The sequence below is a fragment of the Mesorhizobium sp. M1334 genome (assembly GCF_040317995.1).
Classification (GTDB): domain Bacteria; phylum Pseudomonadota; class Alphaproteobacteria; order Rhizobiales; family Rhizobiaceae; genus Mesorhizobium.
This window is the reverse complement of record NZ_JAMYLM010000002.1, coordinates 392,501-418,128: the sequence shown is the minus strand read 5'-3', so window position 1 is coordinate 418,128 and position 25,628 is coordinate 392,501. Positions and strand designations below refer to the sequence as shown.

The following is a 25,628-nucleotide window of genomic DNA, read 5'->3' as shown; positions in this document are numbered from 1 at the left end:
CGGGCAAGAGGGATGGGCGCCCATGAAAATCTTGCTGCAACGATTTTTAGAAGACGAGAGGGGTGCGACGGCTATCGAATATGGTTTGATCGTTGCCGTGCTGTCGCTTGCCATTGTCGCTGGTGTCGGCCGGGCTGCCGATGCGATTCAGTGGCTGTTCAGCGACAACAGCAGCAGGCTTGCCAACGCTTTTGCGCAGTGACCCGCTTGGCTTTGGTGGGATACGCTTAGCTTTTGCGCAAGGATACGCTCAGGGGCCGCCGGGGTTTTCCAGGATTGTCTTCAGCGATATTTTTGCGGAGCCCGGCTTCAGCGGCTTTTGCTGAGAGGCATCGGGCGCCCAGCCTGACATCCAGACCACCGAGAAACTCGCCCTGACGCGGCCATCGGCATCCGAAAACCGCTCCGCATAGATTTCGGCGGCGCGCGCGAACAGCGCTCGCGTGCCCGGCCGCCTGCTGCGGTCGACAAGCGCGCTGGTCTCACCCATGGCGCGCAGGTCGGCGACCAGGCCAAATAGCGAATCGTAGCGCACCGTGATCGTCTCGACGTCGGCAACCGGCAGTGCCAGGCCGGCGCGCTGCAGCAGCGCGCCGGCGTCGCGGACGTCGGTGAACGGGATCACACGCGGGCTGGCGCCGCCATAGAGCTCGGTCTCGGCGGCAAGCAGGCTTTCGCGCAGCTCGGAAAGCGTACCTGTGCCGGCGAAGGCACCGAGGAAAAGCCCGTCCGGCTTCAGCGCCCGGCGGATCTGCACCAGCATGCCGGGAATGTCGTTCATCGCCTGCAGCGACAGCAGCGAGACTGCGAGGTCGAGGCTTTCCGGTTCGAATGGCACGGTTTCCAACGGCGCTACTACTCCTGGCTGGCCAGCCAGGAAAGCGGCGTCGGCCTCGACGCGCACGTTTTCCGTCACCTTGCCGCTTTCGGCGAGCACCTCTGCTGCTGCCGGCGTCTGGCAAAACAATGAGGCCGCCTTGCCGAACCTGCGTTCGACGGCGCCGAGCCGGTCGGCCAGATCCTCGGCCGCCCGCCGCATGAGGAAATCCGTGCCGGCGATGGGACGGGTCAGTGCCCGGCGCTTGCGCGCCAGCCAGAGCGAGGTGTCGATTACAGGCTGCAATGGGCAGGTCCTTGTGCTTCGCTCTCTGATATAGTGATGCGGAGGACCAACCACGTGGCCGATCCCATGCCAGAGATCAAGCGTATTGCGATCAAGAGCATTGCCCGCAAGGCATTGGGCTGGCCGGCGCGCCTCTTGTTCCCGCCGGTCTGCGCCGGCTGCCGCCGCCATGTCTCGCAGCCCGGCGTGTTGTGCGGCGCCTGCTGGCCGAAACTCAGGCTGCTGGAACGGCCATGGTGCCCGGTGATGGGCACGCCGTTCACCCACAGTATGGGTGAGGGTTTCCTGTCGGCGGAGGCGATAGCCGACCCGCCGCCGTTCGAGCGCGCGCGGGCGGCGGTCGCCTATTCCGGCGTTGCCCGCCAGATGGTGCAAGGGCTGAAATACCAGGACCGCACCGATCTGGCGCCGTGGATGGCGCGCTGGATGCTTCGCGCCGGTGCCGAGCTCATCGCCGAGGCCGACGTGGTCGTGCCGGTGCCGCTGCACTGGCGGCGTTTCTTCCGACGGCAGTTCAACCAGTCCGCGGAACTGGCGCGGGCGGTGGCGCAGCTCGGGGAGCGGCCTTTCGCGCCATCAGCCATCAAGCGCGTCAAACTCACGCGCCAGCAAGTCGGGCTGGAGCGGCGGGAACGCGAGGAAAATGTTCGCGCCGCATTCAAAGTGCCGGATGAGGCGGAGATCGAAATCGCCGGCCGCCGGGTGCTGTTGATCGATGATGTCTACACCACCGGCGCCACCGTCCGCGCGGTTGCCAGGGCATTGACGAAGGGCGGTGCCGGCGCGGTCGACGTACTGACCTTCGCGCGCGTGCTGCCGGGGGACTTTCGGGCCGACGAATCGGCGCCTATATAGCCTATATGACAGCAGAACGAGGCAGGATTGCTGACCGATGGTCGATGTGACGATCTACACGCGGATGATGTGCGGTTATTGCACCGCGGCCAAGCGGCTGCTCGACAGGAAGGGCGTCGCCTATACCGAGCACGACGCCTCCTTCTCGCCGGAACTGCGCCAGGAAATGATTTCCCGGGCCCATGGCCGTTCCACCTTTCCGCAGATATTCATCGGCGACACGCATGTCGGCGGCTCTGACGATCTCCACGAATTGGAGGCGGAAGGACGGCTGGACGGATTGCTCGCCAACGGCTCGACCAGGTAAGGACATGACGATGGGTGCTTTCAAGACTGGGGGTGCTTTCAAGGCAGCGGCGATCCAGATGCGTTCGGGAACCAGCCCGGAGCGCAATGCGGTCGATCTGGAACGGCTGGTCCGCGAGGCGGCAGGTCTTGGCGCGTCCTATGTCCAGACGCCGGAAATGACCGGCGCGCTGATCCGCGACAGCCAAGCGCGGGCCGCTTCCTTCACCTCCGAAGACAAGGACATCGTCGTCTCGACGTCGCGGAGGCTGGCCAAGGAGCTCGGCATCTTCCTGCATATCGGCTCGACCGCCATTCTGCGCGCCGACGGCAAGCTTGCCAACCGCGCCCTTCTGTTCGGGCCGGACGGTGCCACGATTGCCAACTACGACAAGATCCACATGTTCGATGTCGATCTCGACAATGGCGAGAGCTGGCGCGAATCCGCCGCCTATGAGCCTGGCACCGAGGCCGTCGTCGCCGAAATCAATGGCGTGAAGATCGGCTTTGCCGTCTGCTACGATCTACGCTTTCCGCAGCTGTTCCGTGCCGAGGCGCTGGCCGGCGCCAATCTGCTTTCGGTGCCCGCCGCCTTCACCCGCCAGACCGGCGAAGCGCATTGGCATGTGCTGCTCAGGGCGCGCGCCATCGAGAACGGCGCCTATGTGGTTGCCGCGGCGCAAGGCGGCGTGCACGAGGACGGCCGCGAAACCTATGGCCATTCGCTGATCGTCGATCCCTGGGGCCGCATCGTCGCAGAGGCTGCCCATGACGAGCCGGCGGTGATCGTCGCCGAGATCGACCCGGCGCAGTCAGTCGCCGCGCGCAAGAAGATACCGAATCTCAAAAACGCACGCGATTTTGCCGTAAACGCCGGTTCGGCGGAGGCAATGCCGCTCAGGGGTGCCGCCTCTTGATCCGCTTTTCCCTGATCTGCGAACACGAGCACGAATTCGAGGCCTGGTTCCGCAGCAACGACGATTTCGACACACAGAAGAGGCGCGGTTTCATCGATTGCCCGGCCTGCGGCTCGCACAAGGTCGAGAAGGCGCTGATGGCGCCTGCCGTCTCGACCGGGCGCAGCCAGGAGAAGATCGCGCTGGCCATGGGCGAGGCACAAAAGCAGGCGCTGGCGCAGCTCAAGGCGCTTGCCGAGAAGGTGCGCGAGAACGCCGATTATGTTGGCGATAAATTTGCCGAGGAAGCGCGCAAGATCCATTTCGGCGAAAGCGATCCGCGCGGCATTTATGGCGAGGCGACGCTGGAGGAGGCCAAGAGCCTGGCCGAGGATGGCGTCGAATTCTTGCCTATTCCAAGTTTCCCCGACGACCGCAACTGATCGGTCAACTTGCTCCAGACATAGCGAGGCATTCTTCGCCAGGCAGAGCCATGATCGTGAAGGTCGGCGCCGTCGTCGGCGACAGGCGACCGGCTGCGTCGAGGGCGGCGATGCTGCCGCTCTCTTCCACAAGCGTTCGTTTCAGGCCGAGCAGCACGGATGGGCCTCGCGGGTAATCGTTTCGCTCTTTCCTTCATGCCCACTGCCTGACGGGCTTGCTTCACTTGCCGGGCTTGCTTCCGCATAGGCTGCAAACTGGCGTTCAAGCGCCTTGACCGCGCTGCTGCGCCAGCCCTCCGCCACGGATTCCGACATGGGATCGGGGAAGATCTCCTCCTCGCCATTCTCCACGCCGTCCAGGATTGCCCACGCAACAGACTCCGGAGAGGCCTTCGCTATGTCCAGGCCTCGGGTCATGTCCGTGTCCACGGGGCCGGGAAGGACCCTGTGGACGCTGACACCCCGTCCGGCCAAAAGGGTGCGCAACGACTGCGACAGGGAGAATGAGGCCGCCTTCGAGATCGAATAAGCCGGACTGAACGGCAGGGCGGCAATCGAGGCCAGCGACAGAATGTTGACGATGGCTCCCCGCGACCGGGCCAGCAACGGCAGCAGAGCCTGGGTAACGTCATACGATCCGAAGAGGTTTACGGCGAGCTGTTGTTCGAGCACACGACGGTCGCTGAGGTCATCGAAGGGCGATACGCCGGCGTTGTTGATGAGGATATCGAGAGCATCGATCTTCTCGACGGCCTCCCGGATCTGCGCAACGTTGGTCACATCCATGGTCAGGGACGTCACACGCCGGTCCGGGTGGGCCATGGATTGGCGGGTTGCGGCATAGACGCGCTTTACGCCTCTGCTCAGGGCTTCCTCGACCAGTGCCCGACCGATGCCCCGATTGGCGCCAGTCACCAGGATGGCTGTACCTTCGATCTTCACTGCGTCTCTCCTAGTGCTTATCGTTGCGTTCGAGCCCAGTGCACAATCTAGCCGCGACTCAAGGTTGGCGCGCCGCAACTCAGGTTGGCTACAGTCGCCGTTGTCGATACGACTGGTTGGTGAGATGGACTTAGCGCCGGATGTCGAAGCCATGGGAGTGACAAGTGTGACGGGATTCCGATGGACTCGCTGATTACAGCCGCGGCGCATGCGCTTGCGGCGGGCGATCCGCTCGGCGCCTTGAAGCGGGTTGCGCTGCGCGACGATGCGCCGGCACTGGCGTTGCGCGGTATCGCAATGGCGCAGCTTGGCGATCTGGTTCGGGCGAAGGTTCTTCTAAAAAGGGCGGCACACGCATTCAGTCCGAGGGAGGCCGTGGCCCGCGCGAGGTGTATAGTCGCCGAGGCCGAGATCGCGCTCGTCTCGCGCGACCTCGCCTGGGCGGCCAAGACACTCGACGCCGCGCGGGCGACGCTTGAAAGGCATGGCGACCGCGTCAATGCCGCACATGCGCGCAACCTCGAAGTCCGGCGCTTGCTGCTGATCGGCCATCTCGACGAAGCCGAGCGCAGGCTGGACGGCTTCGATCCCTCGCCGCTGCCGCCGGCATCGCGGGCCGCCCACGAGCTGGCTGTCGCCGGCATCGCCATCCGCCGCTTGCGGACCGGTCCTGCGCGCGCCGCACTCGGCCTGGCGGCGGGTGGGGCGCGCGCGGCGGGCATTCCCGCGCTGATCGCGGAGGTGGAGAGCGCGTCGGTGGTGCTGGATACGCCGGCGGCACGCCTTATCGCCCGTGGTGAGGAACGGCCCCTCCTGCTCGATGAAGTCGAAGCGCTTCTGGCGTCGGGGGCGCTCGTGGTGGATGCATGCCGCAATGTCGTGCGGGTAGCAGATACGGTCGTCTCGCTGGCGACCCGCCCGGTGCTGTTCGCGCTGGCCCGTGCGCTGGCCGAAGCCTGGCCGGGGGACGTGGCAAGATCGACGCTTATCGCGCTCGCTTTCCGCGGAAAGGACGCGGACGAATCACATCGCGCACGGTTACGGGTCGAAGTCGGGCGGCTTCGCGCGGAGCTTCGTAGCTTGGCCGATGTGAGCGCGACGAAGCGGGGGTTTGCGCTGGCGCCGCGCCGCGCAGGTGAGGTCGTCGTGCTGGCGCCGCCCGTCGAAGAAGAGCATGCCGCCGTGCTCGCCTTCCTCGCTGACGGCGAGTCTTGGTCGAGTTCGGCCCTGGCGATTGCGCTTGGAGCCAGTTCGCGTACCGTGCAGCGGGCGCTCGAGCAGCTCGCCCAAGCCGGCAAGGTGCAGTCGTTCGGCCGCGGACGGGCGCGTCGCTGGATGACCCCGCCGCTGCCGGGTTTCCCGACAATCTTGTTACTCCCCGGTCCACTGCCGGGCTACTAGGATGGAATTATGGAACGATCCTCTGCCGAAATCATCCGTGAATACGGACCCTTTCCGGGTGTCGACCACGTAGACGGCGTTACCTTCGACGGTGAGCATGTCTGGTTTGCCTCAGGCGACAGATTGAACGCCTTCGATCCGGCAAGCGGCAAAGTGGTGCGCTCGATCGAGGTCGCGGCACACGCCGGAACGGCCTTCGACGGCCAGCACCTCTATCAAATCGCCGAGGATCGCATCCAGAAGATCGATCCAAAGAATGGCCAGGTGCTGGCGTCGATCCCGGCGCCTGGCAATGGCGGTGATTCCGGGCTCGCCTGGGCCGAAGGAACGCTCTGGGTCGGGCAGCATCGGGGCCGAAAGATTCATCAGGTCGATCCCGAGACAGGGGCAATCCTTCGCACCATCGTTTCCAACCGCGTCGTCACCGGCGTCAGCTGGGTCGACGGCGAGCTGTGGCATGGGACTTGGGAGGGCGAGGAGAGCGATGTCCGGCGGATCGATCCTGAAACGGGAAAGGTTCTGGAGAAGCTCGATATGCCGCCGGGAACAGGCGTGTCGGGGCTCGAATCCGATGGCGGCGACCAGTTTTTCTGCGGTGGCGGAAACAGCGGCAAGATCAGAGCTGTTCGCCGGCCCAAACGAGGCTCTGCGACCAAGATCTGAGCTTTTTCCATCCCCTCGGCCCGGCCCTTGGCCGGTTCGGTTAGTTCAGGCTCGCGATCAGTTTTTCGAGCAGGCGTGCCAGCATGGTCTGCTCCGGGCGTGCTAACCCAGAAAGTATCTGGTGCTCGTTGGCGACGTGAGCGGTCACCGCCTCATCGATCAGAGCGAGGCCCTTCCCGGTCAGCTGCACAATAATCCCGCGGCGATCGTCGGGGTGCGGCCCGCGCTTGATCAGGCCGGATTTCTCGAGCCGATCGAGGCGGTTGGTCATCGCGCCCGACGTCACCATCGTCGCCTCGTACAGAGCCGTCGGCGTCAGCGCATATGGCGGCCCGGAACGACGCAGCGTCGCCAGCACGTCGAATTCTCCGGATTGCAGCCCGTAACTTGCAAACAGCGGCGCCAGCCGCTCTCGTGCGATCAGCGAGGCGGCCTCGTTCAACCGTCCAAGCACGGCCATCGGCGAGACATCGAGATCCGGCCGTTCCTTTTTCCATTGCTCGATCGCTTTTGCCGCGCGATCCATGTCTCTCACCGTTATGTATCTTGACGTGAAGAATCTTTATACTATCTTACCTCAGCTTGTGGTGTAGGCCAAGGGCCGCGAACGGGCGACGGGATGGTGCGATGAAATTTCTCTGGGACTCGGCGCTTGGCCTTCTGGTCGTCACCGGCGGACTGCTCGGCCTGACGCTGCCGTTCGGCAAGATCGCGACGACGGCCGGCGTGCCCGCCATGGTCTGGGCCTTCGTCATCTCGCTTGGCGCCGGCGGCGTGCTTTTGTGCGCATTGCTGCTCAACGGGCAGCGCATGCGGCTTACGCTGCACAGGCTGCGCTATTTCTTCGTGACCGCGGCCGTCTCCTACGCAATCCCCAATCTGCTGATGTTTTCAGCGATTCCGCATCTGGGCGCCGGCTATAGCGGCATCATGTTCACGCTGTCGCCGGTCGTCACGCTGGTGTTCTCGATGCTGCTCGGCGTCAGGCGCCCGACCACGCTGGGCGTCGTCGGCATCGCCGTCGGTTTCGTGGGCGCAGTCATGGTGGCGGTGACGCGCGGCGAAGCGGGCCAGCCGGCCGAATTTTTCTGGGTTGCGATGGGCCTGCTCATCCCCGTCAGCCTCGCCGCCGGCAACATTTACCGTACCGTCGACTGGCCCGAAGGCACCGGCCCGATCGAGCTCGCCGTCGGCAGCCATCTGGCAGCAGCCTTGATGCTGCTTGCCGGCATTCTGGTGCTGCTGGAAGGCAATGCATTCGGCTCGCTCGGCGGCGTGCCGCTGGTCGCTGCGGCACAGGTGGCATCAGCCTCGGCGATGTTCGCCTTCTTCTTCCGCCTGCAAGCGGTCGGCGGCCCGGTCTATCTCAGCCAGATCGGCTACGTCGCGGCGGCGGTCGGGCTGTTTGCCGGGACCCTCTTCCTCGGCGAGCGCTATCAACTGCTGACCTGGGCCGGTGCCGTCATCATCACCGCCGGCGTGTTCATCACCACCAAGGCGCAAAGCCAGAAGACCTAGGGGCGAGGAGGCGTAAGTTCAGACGGATGCCTTCTCCGCCAGCACCATGTAGTTGACGTCCATGTCCTTCGAGCGCTGCCAGCGGTCGGCGAGCGGGTTGTAGGTGACGCCGGTGCGGTCGATGACGGTCAGGCCAGCACCTGCAAGCGCCTTTTCCAGTTCCTCGGGGCGCACCAGCTTGCCGAACTGGTGGGTGCCGCGTGGCAGCCAACGCAGCACATATTCGGCGCCGATGATGGCCAGGCCCAGGGCCTTCAGCGTGCGGTTGATGGTGGCGACGAACATGATGCCGCCGGGCTTGACCATCTCTCCGCATTTGGCCAGGAACAGATCGACATCGGCGACATGCTCGACCACTTCCATGTTGAGGATGACGTCGAATTTTTCGCCGGCATCGGCCAGGTCTTCCGCGGTGGTGGCGCGGTAATCAACGCTCACGCCGACTTCCGCAGCATGCAGCTTGGCCACTTCGATGTTGGTGGCGGAGGCATCGGCGCCGACCACTTCGGCGCCAAGCCGCGCCATCGGCTCGCACAAAAGCCCGCCACCGCAGCCGATATCAAGGAAGCGCAGGCCTTCGAACGGCCGTGCCGCACGCGGATCGCGGCCGAAGCGGGCCGCCACCTGGTCGCGGATATAGGCAAGCCGGATCGGGTTGAACTTGTGCAACGGGCGGAACTTGCCGTTCGGGTTCCACCATTCGGCGGCAAGGGCGGAAAAGCGTTCCACCTCTCCGGCATCGATCGTCGATCGTCGGGGCTCAGGCATGGCGTGGTCTCCTCGGACGCTAGGAAGTCGGGCGCGAGGCTGCGAATGTCAAGGCGCGAAATTCACCGCCGGCTGCGCGATGCGCGCGATGCCTGCCGGCGCCGCCTTTTGCCCGCTGCATTTGTGTCAGCACGTGTCAGTTGATGGTGTGCCGGAAGGAAACGCCTAAGCTCTGGCGGACGAAGCAGAGACATCGGGTTTGTAGGAGTGCGCAATGATGCGAGCGGTTGCTTCCATTCTTTGGCGCCGGCTTGACCAGGAAGGCCACGACGCTTGCCTTCTGTCGGAAGCGAGTTCCGGGTGGAACCTAAGGGGACACGCGCTTTTCGTCCAGGACGGCAAGCCGTGCAGCATCGCGTACGAAGTGGACTGCGACGCCGATTGGCGTACACGCTCGGCGCGCGCCGACGGCTTTGTCGGCACGCAACAGCTGCATTATGGGATCGATCGGCTGACCGAGCGCCAATGGACGCTGAACGGCGAGCATCAAGCGGAAGTCGACGGTCTCATCGATGTCGATCTCGGCTTCACGCCCGCCACAAACCTTTTGGCGCTTCGCCGTTTTGCCCTCGATGTCGGTATGGCGACGCCCGCGCCGGCAGCCTATCTGACATTTCCCGAACTCAGGCTCGTGCGCCTGGAACAGACCTATCAGCGCGTCGATGCGGCACATTACGCCTATGCCGCCCCGATGTTCGGCTACAACGAGATGCTGGAGGTCTCGCCGGTAGGCTTCGTCCTCGACTATCCGCGCCTGTGGAGAGCCACGGCACAGCTGGGCTGAAGCGCGCATCATATTGGCAAGACGCAGGGCAGGCACGATGCTGCGCTGGTGTGTCGCCCGGCCGGCAGCGGCGGCACGCCTTGCGAAACGACTGTCATTTGGCTAAGGAGGCCGCGCATTGAGCGCCTCGCTACAGCGTGGCGCATTTTTCCACTTTTCGGCCTTCGGTCCGGCATCCAGTCAAAGGCATTTCGCTTCCATGGCGCGCATCGTGATGAAATTCGGCGGAACGTCCGTCGCCGACATCGCCCGCATCCGCAATGTGGCGCGCCATGTCAAACGCGAGGTCGATGCCGGGCATGAAGTCGCTGTGGTGGTCTCGGCGATGGCCGGCAAGACCAACGAGCTCGTGCAATGGACGCGCGAGGCCTCGCCAATGCACGATGCGCGCGAATATGACGCCGTAGTCGCTTCCGGCGAACAGGTTACGGCCGGCTTGCTGGCGATCGCGCTGCAGAACATCGGCGTGCATGCCCGTTCCTGGCAAGGCTGGCAGATTCCGATCAAGACCGATAACGCGCATGGCGCGGCGCGCATTCTCGATATCGATGGTGCGTTCCTGATCAAGCGCTTCGGCGAAGGCCAGGTGGCGGTGGTCGCCGGTTTCCAGGGCATCGGGCCGGACAACCGGATCGCAACGCTCGGCCGCGGCGGTTCCGATACCAGCGCAGTCGCCATCGCGGCGGCGGTCAAGGCCGACCGCTGCGATATCTACACCGATGTCGATGGGGTCTACACGACCGATCCGCGCATCGAGCCGAAGGCCCGGCGGCTGGCCAAGATTTCCTTCGAGGAAATGCTCGAAATGGCGTCGCTCGGGGCCAAGGTCCTGCAGGTGCGCTCGGTCGAGCTTGCCATGGTGCACAGGGTGCGTACCTTTGTGCGGTCGTCCTTCGACGATCCCGATGCACCCGGAATGGGGGATTTGCTCAATCCGCCGGGAACGCTTATTTGCGACGAGGAAGAGATCGTGGAACAGCAGGTCGTCACCGGAATTGCCTATGCCAAGGACGAAGCGCAGATTTCGCTGCGCCGCGTCGGCGACCGGCCGGGCGTCGCCGCCGGCATTTTCGGGCCGCTGGCCGAGGCCAACATCAATGTCGATATGATCGTCCAGAACATTTCCGAGGACGGCAAGTTCACCGACATGACCTTCACCGTGCCATCCGGCGACGTCGACAAGGCGCTTGCCGTGCTCGAACGGCTGAAGGCGACGATCGGCTACGACGTGGTGCAGTCGGAAGCCGGCATGTCGAAGGTCTCGGTCATCGGCATCGGCATGCGCAGCCATGCAGGCGTCGCCGCCACCGCCTTCAAGGCGCTGGCCGACCGCGCGATCAACATCCGCGCCATCACGACGTCCGAAATCAAGATTTCGATCCTGATCGACGGTCCCTATACGGAACTAGCAGTTCGCACTTTGCATTCCGTGTACGGTCTGGATAAGCAGTAGCAGACTGCATCGGCCCGAAAATCGGAGTCGATTTTCGGAAGGCGGATGCGGCGGATCGAAAGGCTTGGAGCGGTCTTTATGCGTCCAATTGGACGATGGCGCTCTAATTGAGTTGTTGCGTTTGTGCCGCTGTGCAGGGCAACCTGCACCGGTTGAAACGCTATTGGAGAAGAAGCCGCGATGCGTGATTCGGCCAGTGGCCCGCGCGTTTTGCTGAAACGGCTCCGCGAGCTCATGCAAGAGCCGCTGGAGCCGCAGGAGCGGCTTGACCGAATCGTGCGCGACATCGCCTCCAACATGGTTGCCGAGGTCTGCTCGCTCTATGTTCTGCGCGCCGATTCGGTGCTCGAACTCTACGCCACCGAAGGCCTGAACCCGAACGCCGTCCACCTGGCGCAGCTCAGGCTGGGCCAAGGCCTGGTCGGCACGATCGCGGCCTCGGCGCGGCCGCTCAACCTCTCCAACGCGCAGGAGCATCCTGCCTTCGCCTACCTGCCGGAGACAGGGGAAGAGATATACAATTCCTTCCTCGGCGTGCCGGTGCTGCGGGCAGGGCGGACGCTCGGCGTCCTGGTCGTGCAGAACAAGACCATGCGCCATTATCGCGACGACGAGGTCGAGGCGCTGGAAACGACGGCGATGGTGATCGCCGAGATGATCGCCACCGGCGATCTGGAGCGGCTGACAAGGCCCGGCCTCGAGCTCGATCTGCGTCGCCCGGTAAGCTTTACCGGCCTGTCCTTCAATGAAGGCGTCGGGCTCGGCCATGTGGTGCTGCACGAGCCGCGTATCGTCGTCACCAACCTGTTCAACGAGGACAGCGAGGAAGAGGTCAGGCGGCTCGACGCGTCCCTCGGCTCGCTCAGGCTGTCCATCGACGACATGCTGGAGCGCCGCGACGTCGCCTTCGAGGGCGAGCATCGCCAGGTGCTCGAAGCCTATCGCATGTTCGCCAACGACCGCGGCTGGGTGCGCCGGCTCGAGGAGGCGATCCGCAACGGCCTGACGGCCGAAGCGGCGGTCGAAAAGGTGCAGAGCGACATGCGTGCCCGCATGCTGCACATGACCGATCCGTATCTGCGCGAACGGATGAGCGATTTCGACGATCTCGCCAATCGGCTGCTGCGGCAACTGATGGGGCGCGGACCGGAGGACGTCGCGGCCTCGCTGCCCAAGGACGCCATCATCGTCGCCCGCTCGATGGGGGCTGCCGAGCTGCTCGATTATCCCAGGGACAAGCTGCGCGGGCTGGTGCTGGAAGACGGCGCCGCGACCAGCCATGTCGTCATTGTGGCGCGAGCCATGGGCATACCCGTCGCCGGCCAGATGAAGGGCGCGGTTTCCATGGCGGAAAACGGCGATGCCATCATCGTCGACGGCGAGGAAGGCGCGATCCATCTGCGCCCGCAGCCCGACCTCGAGGCGGCCTATGCCGAGAAAGTGCGCTTCAGGGCGCGGCGGCAGGAGGTCTACCGCGAGCTGCGCAAGAAGCCGTCGGTGACCAAGGACGGTGTCCAGGTCGATCTTCTGATGAATGCCGGACTGGCGGTGGATTTGCCGCAACTGGCCGAAGCAGGTGCGGCCGGAATCGGTCTGTTCCGCACCGAGCTGCAATTCATGGTCGCCTCGACTTTTCCGCGCGCCGAAGCCCAGGAGCGGCTTTATCGTGACGTGCTCGAAGCGGCGCGCGGCAAGCCGGTGACGTTCCGCACCATCGATATCGGCGGCGACAAGGTGCTGCCCTATTTCAAGGGCTCGATCCAGGAAGAGAACCCGGCGCTCGGCTGGCGCGCCATCCGCCTGACGCTCGACCGGCCCGGATTGCTGCGTACCCAGATCCGCGCGCTGCTCAAGGCGTGCGGCGGACGCGAACTGAAGCTGATGCTGCCGATGGTGACCGAACTCGGCGAGATTGCGCAGGCGCGCGAGATCATCGATCGCGAGGTGCGGCATCTGTCGCGCTTTGCCCATCATTTGCCGACCAGCCTCAAACTCGGGGCCATGCTGGAGGTGCCGTCGCTGCTGTTCCAGCTCGACGAACTGATGAAGGCGGTCGATTTTGTCTCGGTCGGCTCGAACGACCTGTTCCAGTTCGTCATGGCGGTGGATCGCGGCAACACCCAGTTGTCCGACCGCTTCGACCCGCTCTCGACGCCGTTCCTGCGCGTCCTGAAGCAGATTGCCGACGCCGGGGCGCGCAACCATACGCCGGTGACCCTGTGCGGCGAACTTGCCGGCAAGCCGATTTCGGCGATGGCGCTGATCGGCCTTGGCTACCGCTCGATCTCGATGTCGCCGGCATCGATCGGCCCGGTCAAGGCGATGCTGACTGAACTGCCGCTCAGCGAGCTGGAAGCGTTCTTCGACGACAATCTGATGGCGCCGGCGCATGGCCTGCCGATGCGGGCGCTGCTGCAGGCGTTTGCCGACGACCGCTCCATACCGCTGTAGATTCACGTGAGGGCGGCCTGCAAATGTCGATTTTCTGCGCTTCCGGTGCTCATGTACTTAAATGTACATTCCGCTCCGGTTCTCGAAATCCGTCATTTTCGACTCGCCCTGACGTGAATCCCATCGAAGTTCCAGGACCATGATCAACCTGCCCCGCGACCGTATGGATCAAGTCGTCAAGCGTTTCGACATGCTCGAAGCGCAGATGTCGGCCGGGCCGGCGCCGGACGCCTATGTGAGGATGGCTTCCGAATATGCCGACATCCAGCAGATGGTGGCAAAGATCAGGGCACTGCGTGCCGCCGAGCGCGAACAGGCCGATCTGGAGGCGATGCTGGCCGACAAGGGCACCGACGCCGAGATGCGCGCCTTGGCCGAGGCCGACCTGCCGGAGGTCAAGCATCGCATCGAGGTGCTGCAAAAGGACATCCAGATCCTGCTGTTGCCCAAGGATGCCGCAGACGACAAGAACGCCATCCTCGAAATCCGTGCCGGCACCGGCGGTGACGAGGCGGCGCTTTTTGCCGGCGACCTGTTTCGCATGTACGAGCGCTATGCAGCGGCGCATGGCTGGCGTTTCGAGACGGTGTCGGCCAGCGAAGGCGAGGTCGGCGGCTACAAGGAAATCATCGCCACCGTTTCGGGCAAGGGCGTCTTTGCCCATCTGAAGTTCGAATCCGGCGTGCACCGGGTGCAGCGTGTGCCGACGACCGAGGCGGGCGGGCGCATCCACACCTCGGCGGCGACGGTCGCGGTGCTGCCGGAAGCCGAAGAGGTCGACATCGACATCCGGGCCGAAGACCTCCGCATCGACACGATGCGGGCCTCGGGTTCCGGCGGCCAGCACGTCAACACCACCGATTCGGCCGTGCGCATCACCCATCTGCCGACCGGCATCATGGTGGTGCAGGCGGAAAAGTCGCAGCACCAGAACCGGGCGAAGGCCATGCAGATCCTGCGCGCCAGGCTTTACGACCTCGAACGCAGCAAAGCGGACGAGGAACGTTCAGAATCGCGCAAGTCGCAGGTTGGCTCGGGCGACCGCTCGGAACGCATCCGCACCTATAATTTTCCGCAGGGTCGCGTCACCGATCATCGCATCAACCTGACGCTCTACAAGCTCGACCGGGTGATGATGGGTGAACTCGACGAGATCATCGACGCGCTGATAGCCGATCACCAGTCGAAGCTGCTCGCCGATATAGGCATCGATGGCTGACAGCCTGCCCGCCACTCTGGCGCCGCTGCTGCGGGAAGCGCGAAACCGGCTCGCCGCAGCCGGGATTGCGGATCCGGCGCTCGATTCCAGGCTGATCGTCGAGCATTTTTCCGGCACCAACCGCACGCAGGCCATCGCCGATCCTGGGTGCGCGGTCGATGCGGACGTGACGGCGGCAATCGATGCCGCCTTGCGCCGGCGCATCGCCGGCGAGCCGGTGCACCGCATCCTCGGTTACCGCGAATTCTACGGCTTGCGCCTTTCGCTTTCGCCGCAAACGCTGGAGCCGCGACCGGATACCGAAACGCTGGTCGAGGCGGTGCTGCCTTTCGTCAAGGCAATGGCGGCACGCGAAGGCGGTTGCCGCATCCTCGATCTCGGGACCGGCACCGGTGCCATCGCGCTGGCGTTGCTCAGCGCGGTTCCGACTGCGACCGCCACCGGCGTCGACATTTCGCAAGAAGCGCTGGCCACCGCCACGCGCAATGCCAGGCAATTGGGGCTGGCCAGCCGGTTCACGGCGCTCAAATCCGACTGGTTTGAAAAAGTTTCTGGCCGGTACCATGTAATTGCCGCAAACCCTCCCTATATACCCTCAGACGACATTGGAAATCTGCAGGACGAGGTCCGCGGTTTCGATCCACGCCTGGCCCTGGATGGCGGTGTGGACGGTCTGAGCCCCTACAGGAAGTTCGCCGCAGGAGCGGCAGCGTATTTGGAAGTCCAAGGCAGGATTGCGGTCGAGATCGGCCATACGCAGCACCAACAGGTTACGGAGATATTCTCCGCGGCCGGGTACCGTTCGGTCGGGGCTTTTCGTGATCTCGGCGGAAACGACAGAGTTCTTGTGTTCGAACGGTGGAAGCCGTGATGCAGTGCGAAAAAAGCGCTTGGCAATACTGGGGAATGCGGCTAGGGTCGCGTTAACCGGATGAGACGAAGCAGGCAGTGCTCTTAGCGATTCGGTTTTCCTTGGAAATAGCTGCCTTCTTGCGCAAACGACGCCCAAGCTTCGTGCGGGAATCGTCCGGCAAGTGAAGTAACCGGAACAGGATGGCACGTGGCGCCAACGCAATTGATGCGGGCGAACGCCGGTGAAGGAACGAAACGGCTGGCCGCATGAGCGCCTCCGTTCGTGAAGAGTTTTTCGAAAATTTCAAAGTGAAGAGAGTCTAATGAGGCCACAACAGCAAAACAGGCGCATGCGCGGTCGCAACAACAATGGCGGCGGCGGCAATAACAATAACAACAACAACCGTAAGGGGCCGAATCCCTTGACGCGCAACTATGAGAGCAACGGCCCGGACGTGAAGATCCGCGGATCGGCTCAGCAGATTGCCGAGAAGTACGCAACCCTAGCCCGTGACGCGCACAGCTCCGGCGACCGGGTGATGGCGGAAAACTATCTCCAGCATGCAGAACACTACAACCGCATCATCGCAGCCGCTCAGGCGCAGATGCCGATCCAGAACGCCCAGCAGATTCGCGATGATTTCGACGATGATGGCGACGAGGATCGCGACGAGTTCGACAATGCCGGCAACAACAATGCCAACGAGACATCGGGCTCGACGGTCAATCAGGGGGCCGGCCCGCAGCCGGTCATCGATGGCACGCCGGCCGAGCTGGCGCTGAACCAGGAAAACAGCCGTGACAATCGCGGCGGCCGCGATAACCGTGACGGCCGCGACAATAATGGCGGACGCCACCGCGACCGTCGCCCCAATGGCGGTTACGGCCAGAACGGCCAGCGTGGCGAGTATAGCTCGCGCGGCGAGCAGCAGGGTGGCCAGCGCGTCGAACAGCCACGGCGCGACGAGGTTCCGGCGCAGGCGGAGCCCGTGCGGGCAGCTGAGCCGATCTTTGTGGGTGAGCCCGCACAGCAATTCGACAACCTTTCGCCGGCGGGTCTCGCCGCCCAGGCCGAGCTCAACGAAGCCGCTGCCGAAAGCAGCCCGGCCCGCCGCCCCAGGCGTCCGCGTCGCCCGCGCCTCAATGTCGAACAGGCAAATGGCGGCAACGACAACGCCGGCCCTCAGAGTGCCGAGACAAGCAATGCCGGGACTGGCAATGCCGAGACTGGCAATGCCGGGTCTGGCAATACCGAGACTGGCAATACCGACGCTGGCAATGTCGATGCAGCGCCGGCTGAAAGCCCCGGCGGTCAAGCTGTGATCGCAGACGTCGAGAATTGATCGAAAAAACGTTCGGCCGATCTTAGGGCATCCTTTAGCCCAAAAGCGCGTCGCGTTCGACCGGCCTCATGCGACACGCGTTAGGTTCTTATTGTGATGCATATCGTTATCGCAAAACCGCTGCGCACTTTTGCGGGACATGTATGGACGGCGGAGAGAAATCTCCGCCGTTTTTGTTTTGCGCGCTCGCAATATTATCCATTCGCCAGTGTCGAGGCGTCTTGAGGGTCCGTGGTTTGCGTCCCATATCTTGCGTGAACAGGATCCGGCTCGAACGGGCGGGTCCGTCACCGCAATCTGATCCGGTGCCGCGAAGCGGGCCGGTGACGGAAGGAGACAGGCATGAATCTTGAAAAGTATTCCGAGCGCGTGCGCGGCTTTATCCAGTCCGCGCAAACCATGGCGCTTTCCCGCAATCACCAGCAATTCACCCCCGAGCATATCCTCAAGGTCCTCGTCGATGACGACGAGGGCCTGGCTGCGTCGCTGATCGAGCGTGCCGGCGGCAATGCCCGGGACGTCAAGCTCGGTGTCGAAACGGCACTGGAGGCAATGCCCAAGGTCGAGGGCGGCAATGGCCAGCTCTATCTGGCCCAGCCGCTGGCAAAGGTGTTTTCGACCGCCGAGGAACTGGCCAAGAAGGCCGGTGACAGCTTCGTCACCGTCGAACGGCTGTTGCAGGCGCTCGCCATGGAAAAATCGGCCAAGACGGCCGACATCCTGGCCAAGGCCGGTGTCACGCCGCAGAAGCTGAACCAGGTCATCAACGACGTACGCAAAGGTCGTACCGCCGATTCGGCGAGCGCCGAGCAGGGCTACGACGCGCTGAAGAAATACGCGCGCGACCTGACGGCGGACGCTCGCGCGGGCAAGCTTGACCCGGTCATCGGCCGTGACGACGAGATCCGCCGCACGATCCAGGTGCTGTCGCGCCGCACCAAGAACAACCCGGTGCTGATCGGCGAACCCGGCGTCGGCAAGACGGCGATCGCTGAAGGGCTGGCGCTGCGCATCGTCAATGGCGATGTGCCGGAATCGCTCAAGGACAAGCAACTGATGGCGCTCGACATGGGCTCGCTGATCGCCGGGGCCAAATACCGCGGCGAGTTCGAGGAGCGGCTGAAGGCGGTGCTTTCCGAGGTCACGTCCGCCGCCGGCGGCATCATCCTGTTCATCGACGAGATGCACACGCTGGTCGGCGCCGGCAAGGCGGATGGCGCCATGGATGCGTCGAACCTGCTGAAGCCGGCGCTGGCCCGCGGCGAACTGCACTGCGTCGGCGCCACTACGCTCGACGAATACCGCAAGCATGTCGAGAAGGATGCGGCCCTTGCCCGCCGCTTCCAGCCGGTCTTCGTCAATGAGCCGACGGTCGAAGACACCGTCTCGATCCTGCGCGGCCTGAAAGAGAAATACGAGCAGCACCACAAGGTGCGCATCTCGGATTCGGCGCTGGTCGCGGCCGCAACCCTGTCCAACCGCTACATCGCTGACCGCTTCCTGCCGGACAAGGCGATCGACCTGGTCGACGAGGCCGCGTCGCGGCTCCGCATGCAAGTCGATTCGAAGCCCGAGGCGCTGGACGAGATAGATCGCCGCATCATGCAGCTCAAGATCGAGCGCGAGGCGCTCAAGGTCGAGAAGGACGACGCTTCGAAGGACCGGCTCGCCCGGCTCGAGAAGGAACTCTCGAACCTCGAGGAGGAATCGACCGAGCTGACCTCGAAATGGCAGGCCGAGAAGCAGAAGCTCGGGCTTGCCGCCGACCTCAAGAAACAGCTCGACGAGGCGCGCAATGAACTTGCCATCGCCCAGCGCCAGGGTGAATTCCAGCGCGCCGGCGAACTTGCCTACGGCAAGATCCCGGAACTCGAAAAGCAGCTGAAGCAGGCCGAAGCCAGGGATGGCAAGGCCGGCATGGTCGAAGAAGTGGTCGGCCCCGATCACGTCGCCCATATCGTCTCGCGCTGGACGGGGATCCCGGTCGACAAGATGCTCGAAGGCGAGCGCGACAAGCTGTTGCGCATGGAAGACGAGATCGGCAAGCGCGTCGTCGGCCAGGGCGAGGCCGTGCAGGCAGTATCGAAGGCGGTACGCCGTGCGCGCGCCGGCCTGCAGGACCCGAACCGGCCGCTCGGCTCGTTCATGTTCCTCGGGCCGACGGGCGTCGGCAAGACCGAACTGACCAAGGCGCTGGCCAGCTTCCTGTTCGACGACGAGAGCGCGATGGTGCGTATCGACATGTCGGAGTTCATGGAGAAGCACTCGGTCGCCCGGCTGATCGGCGCGCCTCCCGGCTATGTCGGCTATGAGGAAGGCGGCGCGCTGACCGAAGCGGTGCGGCGCCGGCCCTATCAGGTCGTGCTGTTCGACGAGATCGAGAAGGCGCATCCGGACGTGTTCAACGTGCTGCTGCAGGTGCTCGACGACGGCCGGCTGACGGACGGGCAGGGCCGCACGGTCGACTTCCGCAATACGCTGATCATCATGACGTCCAATCTCGGCGCCGAATATCTGGTCAATCTCGGCGAGGACCAGGATGTCGACGTCGTGCGCGACGAGGTGATGAATGTCGTCAGGGCTTCGTTCCGGCCGGAATTCCTCAACCGCATCGACGAGGTCATCCTGTTCCACCGGCTGCGCCGCCAGGATATGGGCCAGATCGTCCAAATCCAGCTCAAGCGGCTGGAAAACCTGCTTGTCGACCGCAAGATATCGCTTTCGCTCGATCAGGAGGCGATCGACTGGCTGGCGGCCAAGGGTTACGACCCGGCCTATGGCGCGCGGCCGCTGAAGCGGGTGATGCAGAAGGAATTGCAGGATCCGCTGGCGGAAAAGATACTGCTCGGCGAGATCCTCGACGGCTCGACTGTCAAGGTCACCGCCGGATCCGACCGCTTGAACTTCCGCTCGAAGCCCGCAGTCGTGGCAACCGAGGCGGCCGCCTGAGTTCAAGCCAAGAGCCTGTTCCATCCCGATCGAATCGGGATGGAATTCCTAGCTTCAATTTCGACCATGATCTTTTCCGAAAAACCGGCATCCGCTTTTTGCTACGCCGACCGTCGGTCCATGGTCTAACACCACTGGCGGGGCGCAGATGACTTTGGACGACTACAACAGTTTCTGCGCCTCGCTGCCTTCGACGACCCATGTCGTGCAGTGGGGTGGCGCCCATGTCTGGAAAGTCGGCGGCAAGGTGTTTGCGATCGGCGGCTGGAGTGAAGGCAAGGAGCCGTTCGTCACCTTCAAATGCTCCGAGATCGCTTATGACGTGCTGAGGGAACAGCCGGGCCTTCGGCCGGCGCCGTATCTCGCCTCGCGCGGCATGAAATGGATCCAGCGCCGGACAAGCGAAAGCATGGATGATGAAGCGCTGAAGGATTATCTGCGCGAAAGCCACCGTCTCGTCGTGCTGAAGCTGACGAAGCAGGCGCGCAAGGAATTGGGATTCGCTGCCGGTTAATCGGTCAGAAATCCGCCATCTTCATGCCCGGTTCATATTGGAACCTTATGGTTGACAACTGATTGCCGTCGAAGGGGTTCACCTGCCGCATCGGCCCGAAGATCGGATTCGATTTTCGCATGGCACGATGCGGAGGTTTAGGTGTTGGAGCGACCTTGGCGTCCGAAAGGACGCGCGGCGCTCCGAGGGGACAACGCCGACGGCTGCATTTACGGACCGGAGAATCTTGGCCACCATGCTGCGCACCATCTTCACCCTTTCAGCGCTCGCTGCCGGGACGCTGGCGTCTAATGCGATGGCCTCACCCCTGGCGGACACCGCGCCTGGGGTTGTTCGCACTGCCGATGCGGGCGGCGTTCTGATCGCCCAGGACGGCAATCTCGATATCTACTACGACGCCAGGGGAAACCGCGTCATCGTCGATGCGGAAACCGGCAAGGTCATCGCCATCCAGCCGCCGCAGACCAGGCTCGACCGCCGTGTTTTGCGCCGCGAGCGCTTGCGCAACCTCGGACCGGTCGAGGAGGACGATCCCTATTATCTCGACGACCCTGAGGACACGGCCCGGTTCCGCCGCAGGCAGTTGGAAGACGAAGGCAGGATCATCGTGCCGCCGGCCGACGAGTACGACCCCTACGGCGACAATTCGGTGGAAGCCTTCCCCGAAGCGCCACGGGATGACGGCTACGGCAACGATTATCCGGAGGCAGCGCAGCCGGTGAGGCCACGCACCATCGAGCGCCAGCCGCTCAACGAGGCCTCGATCGAGCCGGTCGAGCCGACAGTGCCGAATGAGCAGGCGGCCTTGCCGCCAAACACAGCCCCGCCGCCAAGCACTGGCGGCAAGAAGGCGGTCGACCCGTCGCTTTCGCTCGGCGCCCGCCAGGACGTGGCGGCGTTGCAGGTGCTGCTCGACCGCGCCGGTGCGTCGCCCGGTGTCATCGACGGACGCTTCGGCTCGAATGTCGACAAGGCGCTCGCCGCCTATAACGAGATCACCGGCAGCAATCTGAAATCGACCGACGCGATCGGTATCCAGGCGGCCCTGGCGCAATCCGGCGGCGATGCCTTCGCCTCCTATACGATCACGCCCGAGGATGCGGCCGGCCCTTATGTTGCCTCGATACCGGAGGACTACAGCCAAAAGGCCCAGCTCGACCGCATGGGCTACACGTCGGTGCCCGAAGCGCTGGCCGAGCGCTTCCATATGGATGAAACCTATCTGAAGCAGCTCAATCCGGACGCCAATTTCAATCGTCCGGGCACCATCATCAAGGTTGCCAATTTCGGCAGGCTGGTGGCGACGCCGGTGGCGCGCATCATCGCTGACAAGGCCAACAAGCAGGTCCGTGCCTACGACGCGGCGGGCAAGCTTGTCGCAGCCTATCCGGCGACTATCGGCTCGTCAGATACGCCGTCGCCGTCCGGCACGCATGCGGTGTCGCGTGTCGCATTGGACCCGAATTACACCTACAACCCGAACATCAATTTCAAGCAGGGCGAAAACGACAGGATCCTGACCATCCCGCCGGGGCCGAACGGCCCGGTCGGCTCGGTCTGGATCGCACTGGACAAGCCGACCTACGGCATACACGGCACGCCCGATCCGTCCAAGATCGGCAAGACCGAAAGCCACGGCTGCGTGCGGCTGACCAATTGGGATGCGCGCGAGCTCGCCAAGATCGTGACGCCCGGCGTTATCGTGGAGTTCGTCGAGTAATTTCCCTGGTTCAAAAGTTTGGCAGGTCGGATGCTTTCGCAGATCGCCAGCCTTGGAGATTTGCCGAAACCCTATCGTGTCGTCATCCTGGGGCGGAGCAAAGAGCGAAGCGACGCGGCGCAGACCCCTGGATCCATGCCGTTACGATGGAGCACCGCGACGGCGCGGAATTCTGCTCTGCCGCACCCTTCGGCCGAGATCACGGCATGGATCCCAGGGTCTTCGCGACGGAGCTTCGCTCCTGCTTCGCCCAGGGATGACGAAGCTGAGGGGCCTCGGCCAACTTCCACGGTTTGCGACAGCCCACTGCGATGAACGATGTCACCCGATGACCTTGCGCAGCAGTGGCGCGCAGCGCTGCGGCATAGGTCAGCTGCACCACCAGGATGAAGCCGACGCTGAGCAACGGGCTGGCTAGGCACAGTGCCGCGCCGATCGCCCACAGGATCTGTGCCTGACGATGCGCAGATAGACCGTTCGGGTGGTCTCCGCGTCGACACCATCGGCCAGGAATCCATTTTTGTCCGCGTAGCGCCAACTGGCGAGCAGCGTCAGTCCCAGCATCAGAAGATTGAGCCAGTAGACGAGCACCGCGGTCCTGAATTCAAGGAAGTCGGCCAAAAGATCGGTCGAGAACGGCAGCAAGGCGATGAAGCCGAGGAAGCAGAGGTTCAGCGTGGCAAGTCGCCGGTCGGATTTTGCGATCAACCTGTGTTGCGCCTGCTGGCCGAACCAGAAGATGGTCAGCGTCAGGAAGCTGAGCGCATAGGTCAGGAAGCGCGGCGCCAGTGCTGTGATCGCGGCGATCAACGCGCTTTCGGAATGCACCGTTTCATGCGCCGGCACCCTGATCTCGAGAACGATCAACGTGAGCGCGATGGCGAACACGCCGTCGGTGATGCCGACGACGCGCCCGCGTCCTTCCGCCGAGGGTTCGCGCGGTCGTTTCATGCGGTAGTTCCCCCTTGTTGCAGCGTTGCGGAAAATCTAGCACGGCATCCACCGTTTGCACCCGGACTGGCGTACTCCTGTCTGTATGGCCAGGTTCGGCCTGGTTTCAACGAGAGCAGCCTGCTGGCCGGTTGTCGGCGGCATGCCGGCGGTCTAGGTAAGGCGGCATGCACACGCCAACCAAAGTCGGTACAGGCGCCGTTCCCCTGACCGGGCCACTTCCGGCCGACACGTTCTGCCCGCAGGCGCAGCGGCGGTTCGTGCTGATCGCCGCGATTCTGGCTTCCGCACTCGGTTTTATCGATGGATCGGTCCTGGCCATTGCGACGCCGGCGATCCGCGTCGATCTCGGCGCCAGCCTGGCCGAGGCGCAATGGATCTCCAACGCCTATGCGTTGACGCTTTCAGCCCTCATTCTCGTCGGCGGCGCCGCTGGCGATCGCTTCGGCCTGCGCCACTCTTTCGTCGCCGGCATCGTCCTGTTCATTGCCGCCTCGCTTGCCTGCGCGCTGGCGCCTAACCCGGCGATGCTTATTGCATTTCGGGCTGTCCAGGGTATCGGAGCGGCCATCATGGTGCCGGGCAGCCTGGCCATTATCGCCAAAGCCTATCCAAAAAAGGAACGCGGCCGGGCGATCGGCATCTGGGCCGCGGCATCGGCACTGACGACGGCGCTCGGCCCGGTGCTGGGCGGCTTCGTGCTGTCGGTGTTCGGCAACGGCATCTGGCGGGCGATCTTCGCCATCAATCTGCCGCTCGGTCTTATCTCGATCTATCTTCTGCTGGCCAAGGTCCCTGCCGACGCGCCGGCGGAAAAGCGCAGCCTCGATCTCGGCGGCGCTGCACTCGCCATATTGGCGTTCGGAGCTCTCGCTTACGGCCTGACCTCGATGAGTGGTGACGGGGAGGGGCTGATGTCCGGCCCGAGTATCGCCGCCGGTGCGGTTTTGCTCGTCGTGTTCATCGTCTTCGAGCGCCGGCGGCGCGAGCCGATGATTGACCTGTCGTTGTTTCGAATCGGCGCGTTCGCGGGCGCCAACGTGGCGACCTTCTTCCTTTATTTCGCCCTGTCGGCCAATTTGTTCTATCTGCCGATGCTCATGATCGCCGGATGGGGGCTGAGCCCGGCCGAGGTCGGCTTTATATTCCTGCCGCTGTCGGCGTTGATGGCACTGTTATCCGGACCGGTTGGCCAGTGGTCCGACCGCATCGGGCCTCGCTTTCCGATCGCCAGCGGCAGTCTGGTTGTGGCTCTTGCCTTTGCCGGACTTGCCTTGCTGGCCTATTGGGGCATCCACAGTTTCTGGCTGGGGGTATTCCCGCTGATGGCTCTGATGGGGTTCGGCATGGCGCTGGTGGTATCGCCGCTGTCGACCGCCATCATGACGGCGGTCGAGGACAAGGATACGGGTGCGGCCTCGGGCATCAACAACGCCGTCTCGCGGATCGGCGGCCTGATCGCCGTGGCGGCGATGGGATCGCTGGCGGCCTGGGTTTATGCTGGCGTGCTCAGCACCGGTGCCGGCACCGGCCTTCCGGGTTTCGGCGAACCGCCGCCCGCCGGCCTGGCGCCCGGCCTCGATGCGGCACGACTTGCCGCCAGCGACGCGGCATTCGCAGCCGTTGCCGCGGTGACCGCGCTGCTTTGCCTGCTTTCGGCAATCACCGCCTGGACGACGGTTTCCGGGACGCGGCTGCCATGGGCGCGCGACACGGCGAATCAGCACGGCTGACCACGAAAAACGTCGGCTCAGCCTTCGATCTTGGCGCTCGCGACCTTCAACTGATTGCTGTCTTCCTGCTTGAGCAGGTCGTCGATGCGTTCGCGCTCGCGCTTGAAGGCGACGAGGTCGTCGCCCTTCAGCGTCTTGCCGACCGGCAGGCGGACGCGCATCGAATCGACCTTGGTGCCGTTGACGATCAGTTCGTAATGAAGGTGCGGACCGGTGGAGAGGCCGGTTGAGCCGAGATAGCCGATAACCTGACCCTGGCGAACGCGAACACCCGGCTCGATGCCTTTGGCAAACGCGCTCTGGTGATTGTAGGACGTCTCGTAGCCATTGGCGTGACGCAAGATGATCTGCTTGCCATAGCCACCGGCCCAGCCGGCCTTTTCGACGACGCCATTGCCCGCGGCAATGATCGGCGATCCTACGGGAGCTGCCCAGTCGGTGCCGGTATGCATCTTCACATACCCCAAAATGGGGTGGCGCCTCGCACCGAACCCGGATGTAAATCGGCCATTGGGCAAGGGATTGCGCAGCAGGAACTGCTCGGCACTGCTGCCGTTTTCGTCGAAATAGTCGGTGCTGCCGTCCTGCATCTGGAAACGGTAGAAATTTCGCGTCGTGCCGCCGAAAGTCGCGGAGACGTAAAGCAGCTCGGATTCGTCGGACGCCTGGTCGTCGCCATCGGGCTGCGAGAACAGCACCTCGATGCGGTCCGTGGGATTGAGCCGCGACTGGAAGTCGACACTGGATGCCAGCAACTTGATCAGC

Annotated in this window: 25 protein-coding genes (1 of these 25 cut by a window edge); 18 read left to right on the top strand and 7 right to left on the bottom strand. The window is 63.8% G+C overall.

What is annotated here, in order from left to right:
* The first annotated feature begins 22 nt into the window (after nucleotides 1–22).
* Nucleotides 23–202, top strand: coding sequence for a Flp family type IVb pilin (locus tag NKH17_RS05430; RefSeq protein ID WP_352505142.1), 180 nt, complete (start codon nucleotides 23–25; stop codon nucleotides 200–202).
* A 48-nt stretch (nucleotides 203–250) separates the two neighbouring features.
* Here NKH17_RS05430 and NKH17_RS05425 read toward each other — a convergent pair whose 3' ends face one another.
* Complete coding sequence (locus NKH17_RS05425) at nucleotides 251–1,123, bottom strand: methyltransferase domain-containing protein (RefSeq protein WP_352899301.1); 873 nt, start codon at nucleotides 1,121–1,123, stop codon at nucleotides 251–253.
* 54 nt (nucleotides 1,124–1,177) lie between these two features.
* Here NKH17_RS05425 and NKH17_RS05420 point away from each other — a divergent pair, with 54 nt between their 5' ends.
* Genes NKH17_RS05420 through NKH17_RS05405 form a run of 4 tightly spaced genes read left to right on the top strand, consistent with a single transcriptional unit; the run spans nucleotide 1,178 to nucleotide 3,602 of the window.
* Nucleotides 1,178–1,978: a ComF family protein gene (locus tag NKH17_RS05420; RefSeq protein ID WP_254816698.1), complete on the top strand. Its 801-nt coding sequence runs from the start codon at nucleotides 1,178–1,180 to the stop codon at nucleotides 1,976–1,978.
* 37 nt (nucleotides 1,979–2,015) lie between these two features.
* Nucleotides 2,016–2,285 carry a glutaredoxin 3 gene (gene grxC, locus NKH17_RS05415; RefSeq protein WP_254816699.1) on the top strand — a complete coding sequence of 90 codons (270 nt, stop codon included), beginning with the start codon at nucleotides 2,016–2,018 and terminating at the stop codon, nucleotides 2,283–2,285.
* A 10-nt stretch (nucleotides 2,286–2,295) separates the two neighbouring features.
* Entirely contained in the window at nucleotides 2,296–3,180 is an 885-nt protein-coding gene (locus NKH17_RS05410) for a carbon-nitrogen hydrolase family protein (protein WP_352899298.1), read from the top strand.
* A complete protein-coding gene (locus NKH17_RS05405) occupies nucleotides 3,177–3,602 on the top strand; it encodes a DUF1178 family protein (protein ID WP_254816701.1) in 426 nt (141 codons plus the stop codon). The genes NKH17_RS05410 and NKH17_RS05405 overlap by 4 nt, the downstream gene beginning before the upstream one ends.
* A 141-nt stretch (nucleotides 3,603–3,743) precedes the next feature.
* Here NKH17_RS05405 and NKH17_RS05400 read toward each other — a convergent pair whose 3' ends face one another.
* Nucleotides 3,744–4,544 carry an SDR family NAD(P)-dependent oxidoreductase gene (locus NKH17_RS05400; RefSeq protein ID WP_352899295.1) on the bottom strand — a complete coding sequence of 267 codons (801 nt, stop codon included), beginning with the start codon at nucleotides 4,542–4,544 and terminating at the stop codon, nucleotides 3,744–3,746.
* Between the two features lie 180 nt (nucleotides 4,545–4,724).
* Between NKH17_RS05400 and NKH17_RS05395 the strand changes: the two genes are divergently transcribed.
* Nucleotides 4,725–5,945, top strand: a complete 1,221-nt coding sequence (locus NKH17_RS05395) for a helix-turn-helix domain-containing protein (RefSeq protein WP_352970296.1) — start codon at nucleotides 4,725–4,727, stop codon at nucleotides 5,943–5,945.
* A 9-nt stretch (nucleotides 5,946–5,954) separates the two neighbouring features.
* Nucleotides 5,955–6,608 carry a Vgb family protein gene (locus NKH17_RS05390; protein ID WP_352702566.1) on the top strand — a complete coding sequence of 218 codons (654 nt, stop codon included), beginning with the start codon at nucleotides 5,955–5,957 and terminating at the stop codon, nucleotides 6,606–6,608.
* 40 nt (nucleotides 6,609–6,648) lie between these two features.
* On the opposite strand, the gene NKH17_RS05385 is transcribed toward NKH17_RS05390, so the two are convergent.
* Nucleotides 6,649–7,134 (bottom strand): MarR family winged helix-turn-helix transcriptional regulator, encoded by a 486-nt coding sequence (locus tag NKH17_RS05385; RefSeq protein ID WP_352897593.1) that lies wholly within the window; start codon nucleotides 7,132–7,134, stop codon nucleotides 6,649–6,651.
* A 101-nt stretch (nucleotides 7,135–7,235) separates the two neighbouring features.
* Here NKH17_RS05385 and NKH17_RS05380 point away from each other — a divergent pair, with 101 nt between their 5' ends.
* Complete coding sequence (locus tag NKH17_RS05380; RefSeq protein ID WP_352737569.1) at nucleotides 7,236–8,126, top strand: DMT family transporter; 891 nt, start codon at nucleotides 7,236–7,238, stop codon at nucleotides 8,124–8,126.
* Between the two features lie 18 nt (nucleotides 8,127–8,144).
* On the opposite strand, the gene ubiG is transcribed toward NKH17_RS05380, so the two are convergent.
* On the bottom strand, nucleotides 8,145–8,894 hold the full coding sequence (gene ubiG / locus NKH17_RS05375; RefSeq protein ID WP_254816707.1) for a bifunctional 2-polyprenyl-6-hydroxyphenol methylase/3-demethylubiquinol 3-O-methyltransferase UbiG: 750 nt from the start codon (nucleotides 8,892–8,894) through the stop codon (nucleotides 8,145–8,147).
* A gap of 214 nt (nucleotides 8,895–9,108) precedes the next feature.
* On the opposite strand from ubiG, the gene NKH17_RS05370 reads away from it, so the two are divergent.
* The 9 genes from NKH17_RS05370 to NKH17_RS05330 all read left to right on the top strand — a co-directional run bounded on the left by NKH17_RS05370 (nucleotide 9,109) and on the right by NKH17_RS05330 (nucleotide 22,179).
* A complete protein-coding gene (locus tag NKH17_RS05370) occupies nucleotides 9,109–9,678 on the top strand; it encodes a putative glycolipid-binding domain-containing protein (protein ID WP_352806679.1) in 570 nt (189 codons plus the stop codon).
* Nucleotides 9,679–9,877: 199 nt separating this feature from the next.
* The gene (locus NKH17_RS05365) at nucleotides 9,878–11,131 is read left to right on the top strand and encodes an aspartate kinase (protein WP_254816709.1); all 1,254 of its coding nucleotides are present in this window, start codon (nucleotides 9,878–9,880) and stop codon (nucleotides 11,129–11,131) included.
* Between the two features lie 180 nt (nucleotides 11,132–11,311).
* Entirely contained in the window at nucleotides 11,312–13,582 is a 2,271-nt protein-coding gene (ptsP, locus tag NKH17_RS05360) for a phosphoenolpyruvate--protein phosphotransferase (RefSeq protein WP_292661374.1), read from the top strand.
* Nucleotides 13,583–13,721: 139 nt separating this feature from the next.
* A complete protein-coding gene (gene prfA, locus NKH17_RS05355) occupies nucleotides 13,722–14,801 on the top strand; it encodes a peptide chain release factor 1 (protein ID WP_352897590.1) in 1,080 nt (359 codons plus the stop codon).
* Nucleotides 14,794–15,672: a peptide chain release factor N(5)-glutamine methyltransferase gene (gene prmC, locus NKH17_RS05350; RefSeq protein WP_352897588.1), complete on the top strand. Its 879-nt coding sequence runs from the start codon at nucleotides 14,794–14,796 to the stop codon at nucleotides 15,670–15,672. Before prfA ends, prmC begins: the two co-directional genes overlap by 8 nt.
* Before the next feature lie 331 nt (nucleotides 15,673–16,003).
* Nucleotides 16,004–16,996: a DUF4167 domain-containing protein gene (locus NKH17_RS05345; protein WP_352970290.1), complete on the top strand. Its 993-nt coding sequence runs from the start codon at nucleotides 16,004–16,006 to the stop codon at nucleotides 16,994–16,996.
* 342 nt (nucleotides 16,997–17,338) lie between these two features.
* On the top strand, nucleotides 17,339–19,945 hold the full coding sequence (gene clpB, locus NKH17_RS05340) for an ATP-dependent chaperone ClpB (RefSeq protein WP_352897584.1): 2,607 nt from the start codon (nucleotides 17,339–17,341) through the stop codon (nucleotides 19,943–19,945).
* Between the two features lie 148 nt (nucleotides 19,946–20,093).
* Nucleotides 20,094–20,459 carry an MmcQ/YjbR family DNA-binding protein gene (locus tag NKH17_RS05335; RefSeq protein ID WP_352476322.1) on the top strand — a complete coding sequence of 122 codons (366 nt, stop codon included), beginning with the start codon at nucleotides 20,094–20,096 and terminating at the stop codon, nucleotides 20,457–20,459.
* Nucleotides 20,460–20,694: 235 nt separating this feature from the next.
* Nucleotides 20,695–22,179, top strand: coding sequence for a L,D-transpeptidase family protein (locus NKH17_RS05330; RefSeq protein WP_352897582.1), 1,485 nt, complete (start codon nucleotides 20,695–20,697; stop codon nucleotides 22,177–22,179).
* Between the two features lie 199 nt (nucleotides 22,180–22,378).
* On the opposite strand, the gene NKH17_RS05325 is transcribed toward NKH17_RS05330, so the two are convergent.
* Together NKH17_RS05325 and NKH17_RS05320 are read right to left on the bottom strand one after the other, a co-directional pair.
* A complete protein-coding gene (locus NKH17_RS05325) occupies nucleotides 22,379–22,585 on the bottom strand; it encodes a hypothetical protein (protein ID WP_352897580.1) in 207 nt (68 codons plus the stop codon).
* Between the two features lie 8 nt (nucleotides 22,586–22,593).
* A complete protein-coding gene (locus NKH17_RS05320) occupies nucleotides 22,594–23,130 on the bottom strand; it encodes a TMEM175 family protein (RefSeq protein WP_352897578.1) in 537 nt (178 codons plus the stop codon).
* 167 nt (nucleotides 23,131–23,297) lie between these two features.
* Between NKH17_RS05320 and NKH17_RS05315 the strand changes: the two genes are divergently transcribed.
* On the top strand, nucleotides 23,298–24,863 hold the full coding sequence (locus tag NKH17_RS05315) for an MFS transporter (protein WP_352897576.1): 1,566 nt from the start codon (nucleotides 23,298–23,300) through the stop codon (nucleotides 24,861–24,863).
* A gap of 17 nt (nucleotides 24,864–24,880) precedes the next feature.
* Here NKH17_RS05315 and NKH17_RS05310 read toward each other — a convergent pair whose 3' ends face one another.
* Nucleotides 24,881–25,628: the final stretch of a M23 family metallopeptidase gene (locus tag NKH17_RS05310; protein WP_352897574.1), read on the bottom strand. Its footprint extends 1,211 nt past the window's final position; the window shows 748 of its 1,959 coding nt (coding positions 1,212–1,959); its start codon lies off the right edge, out of view; the stop codon is at nucleotides 24,881–24,883.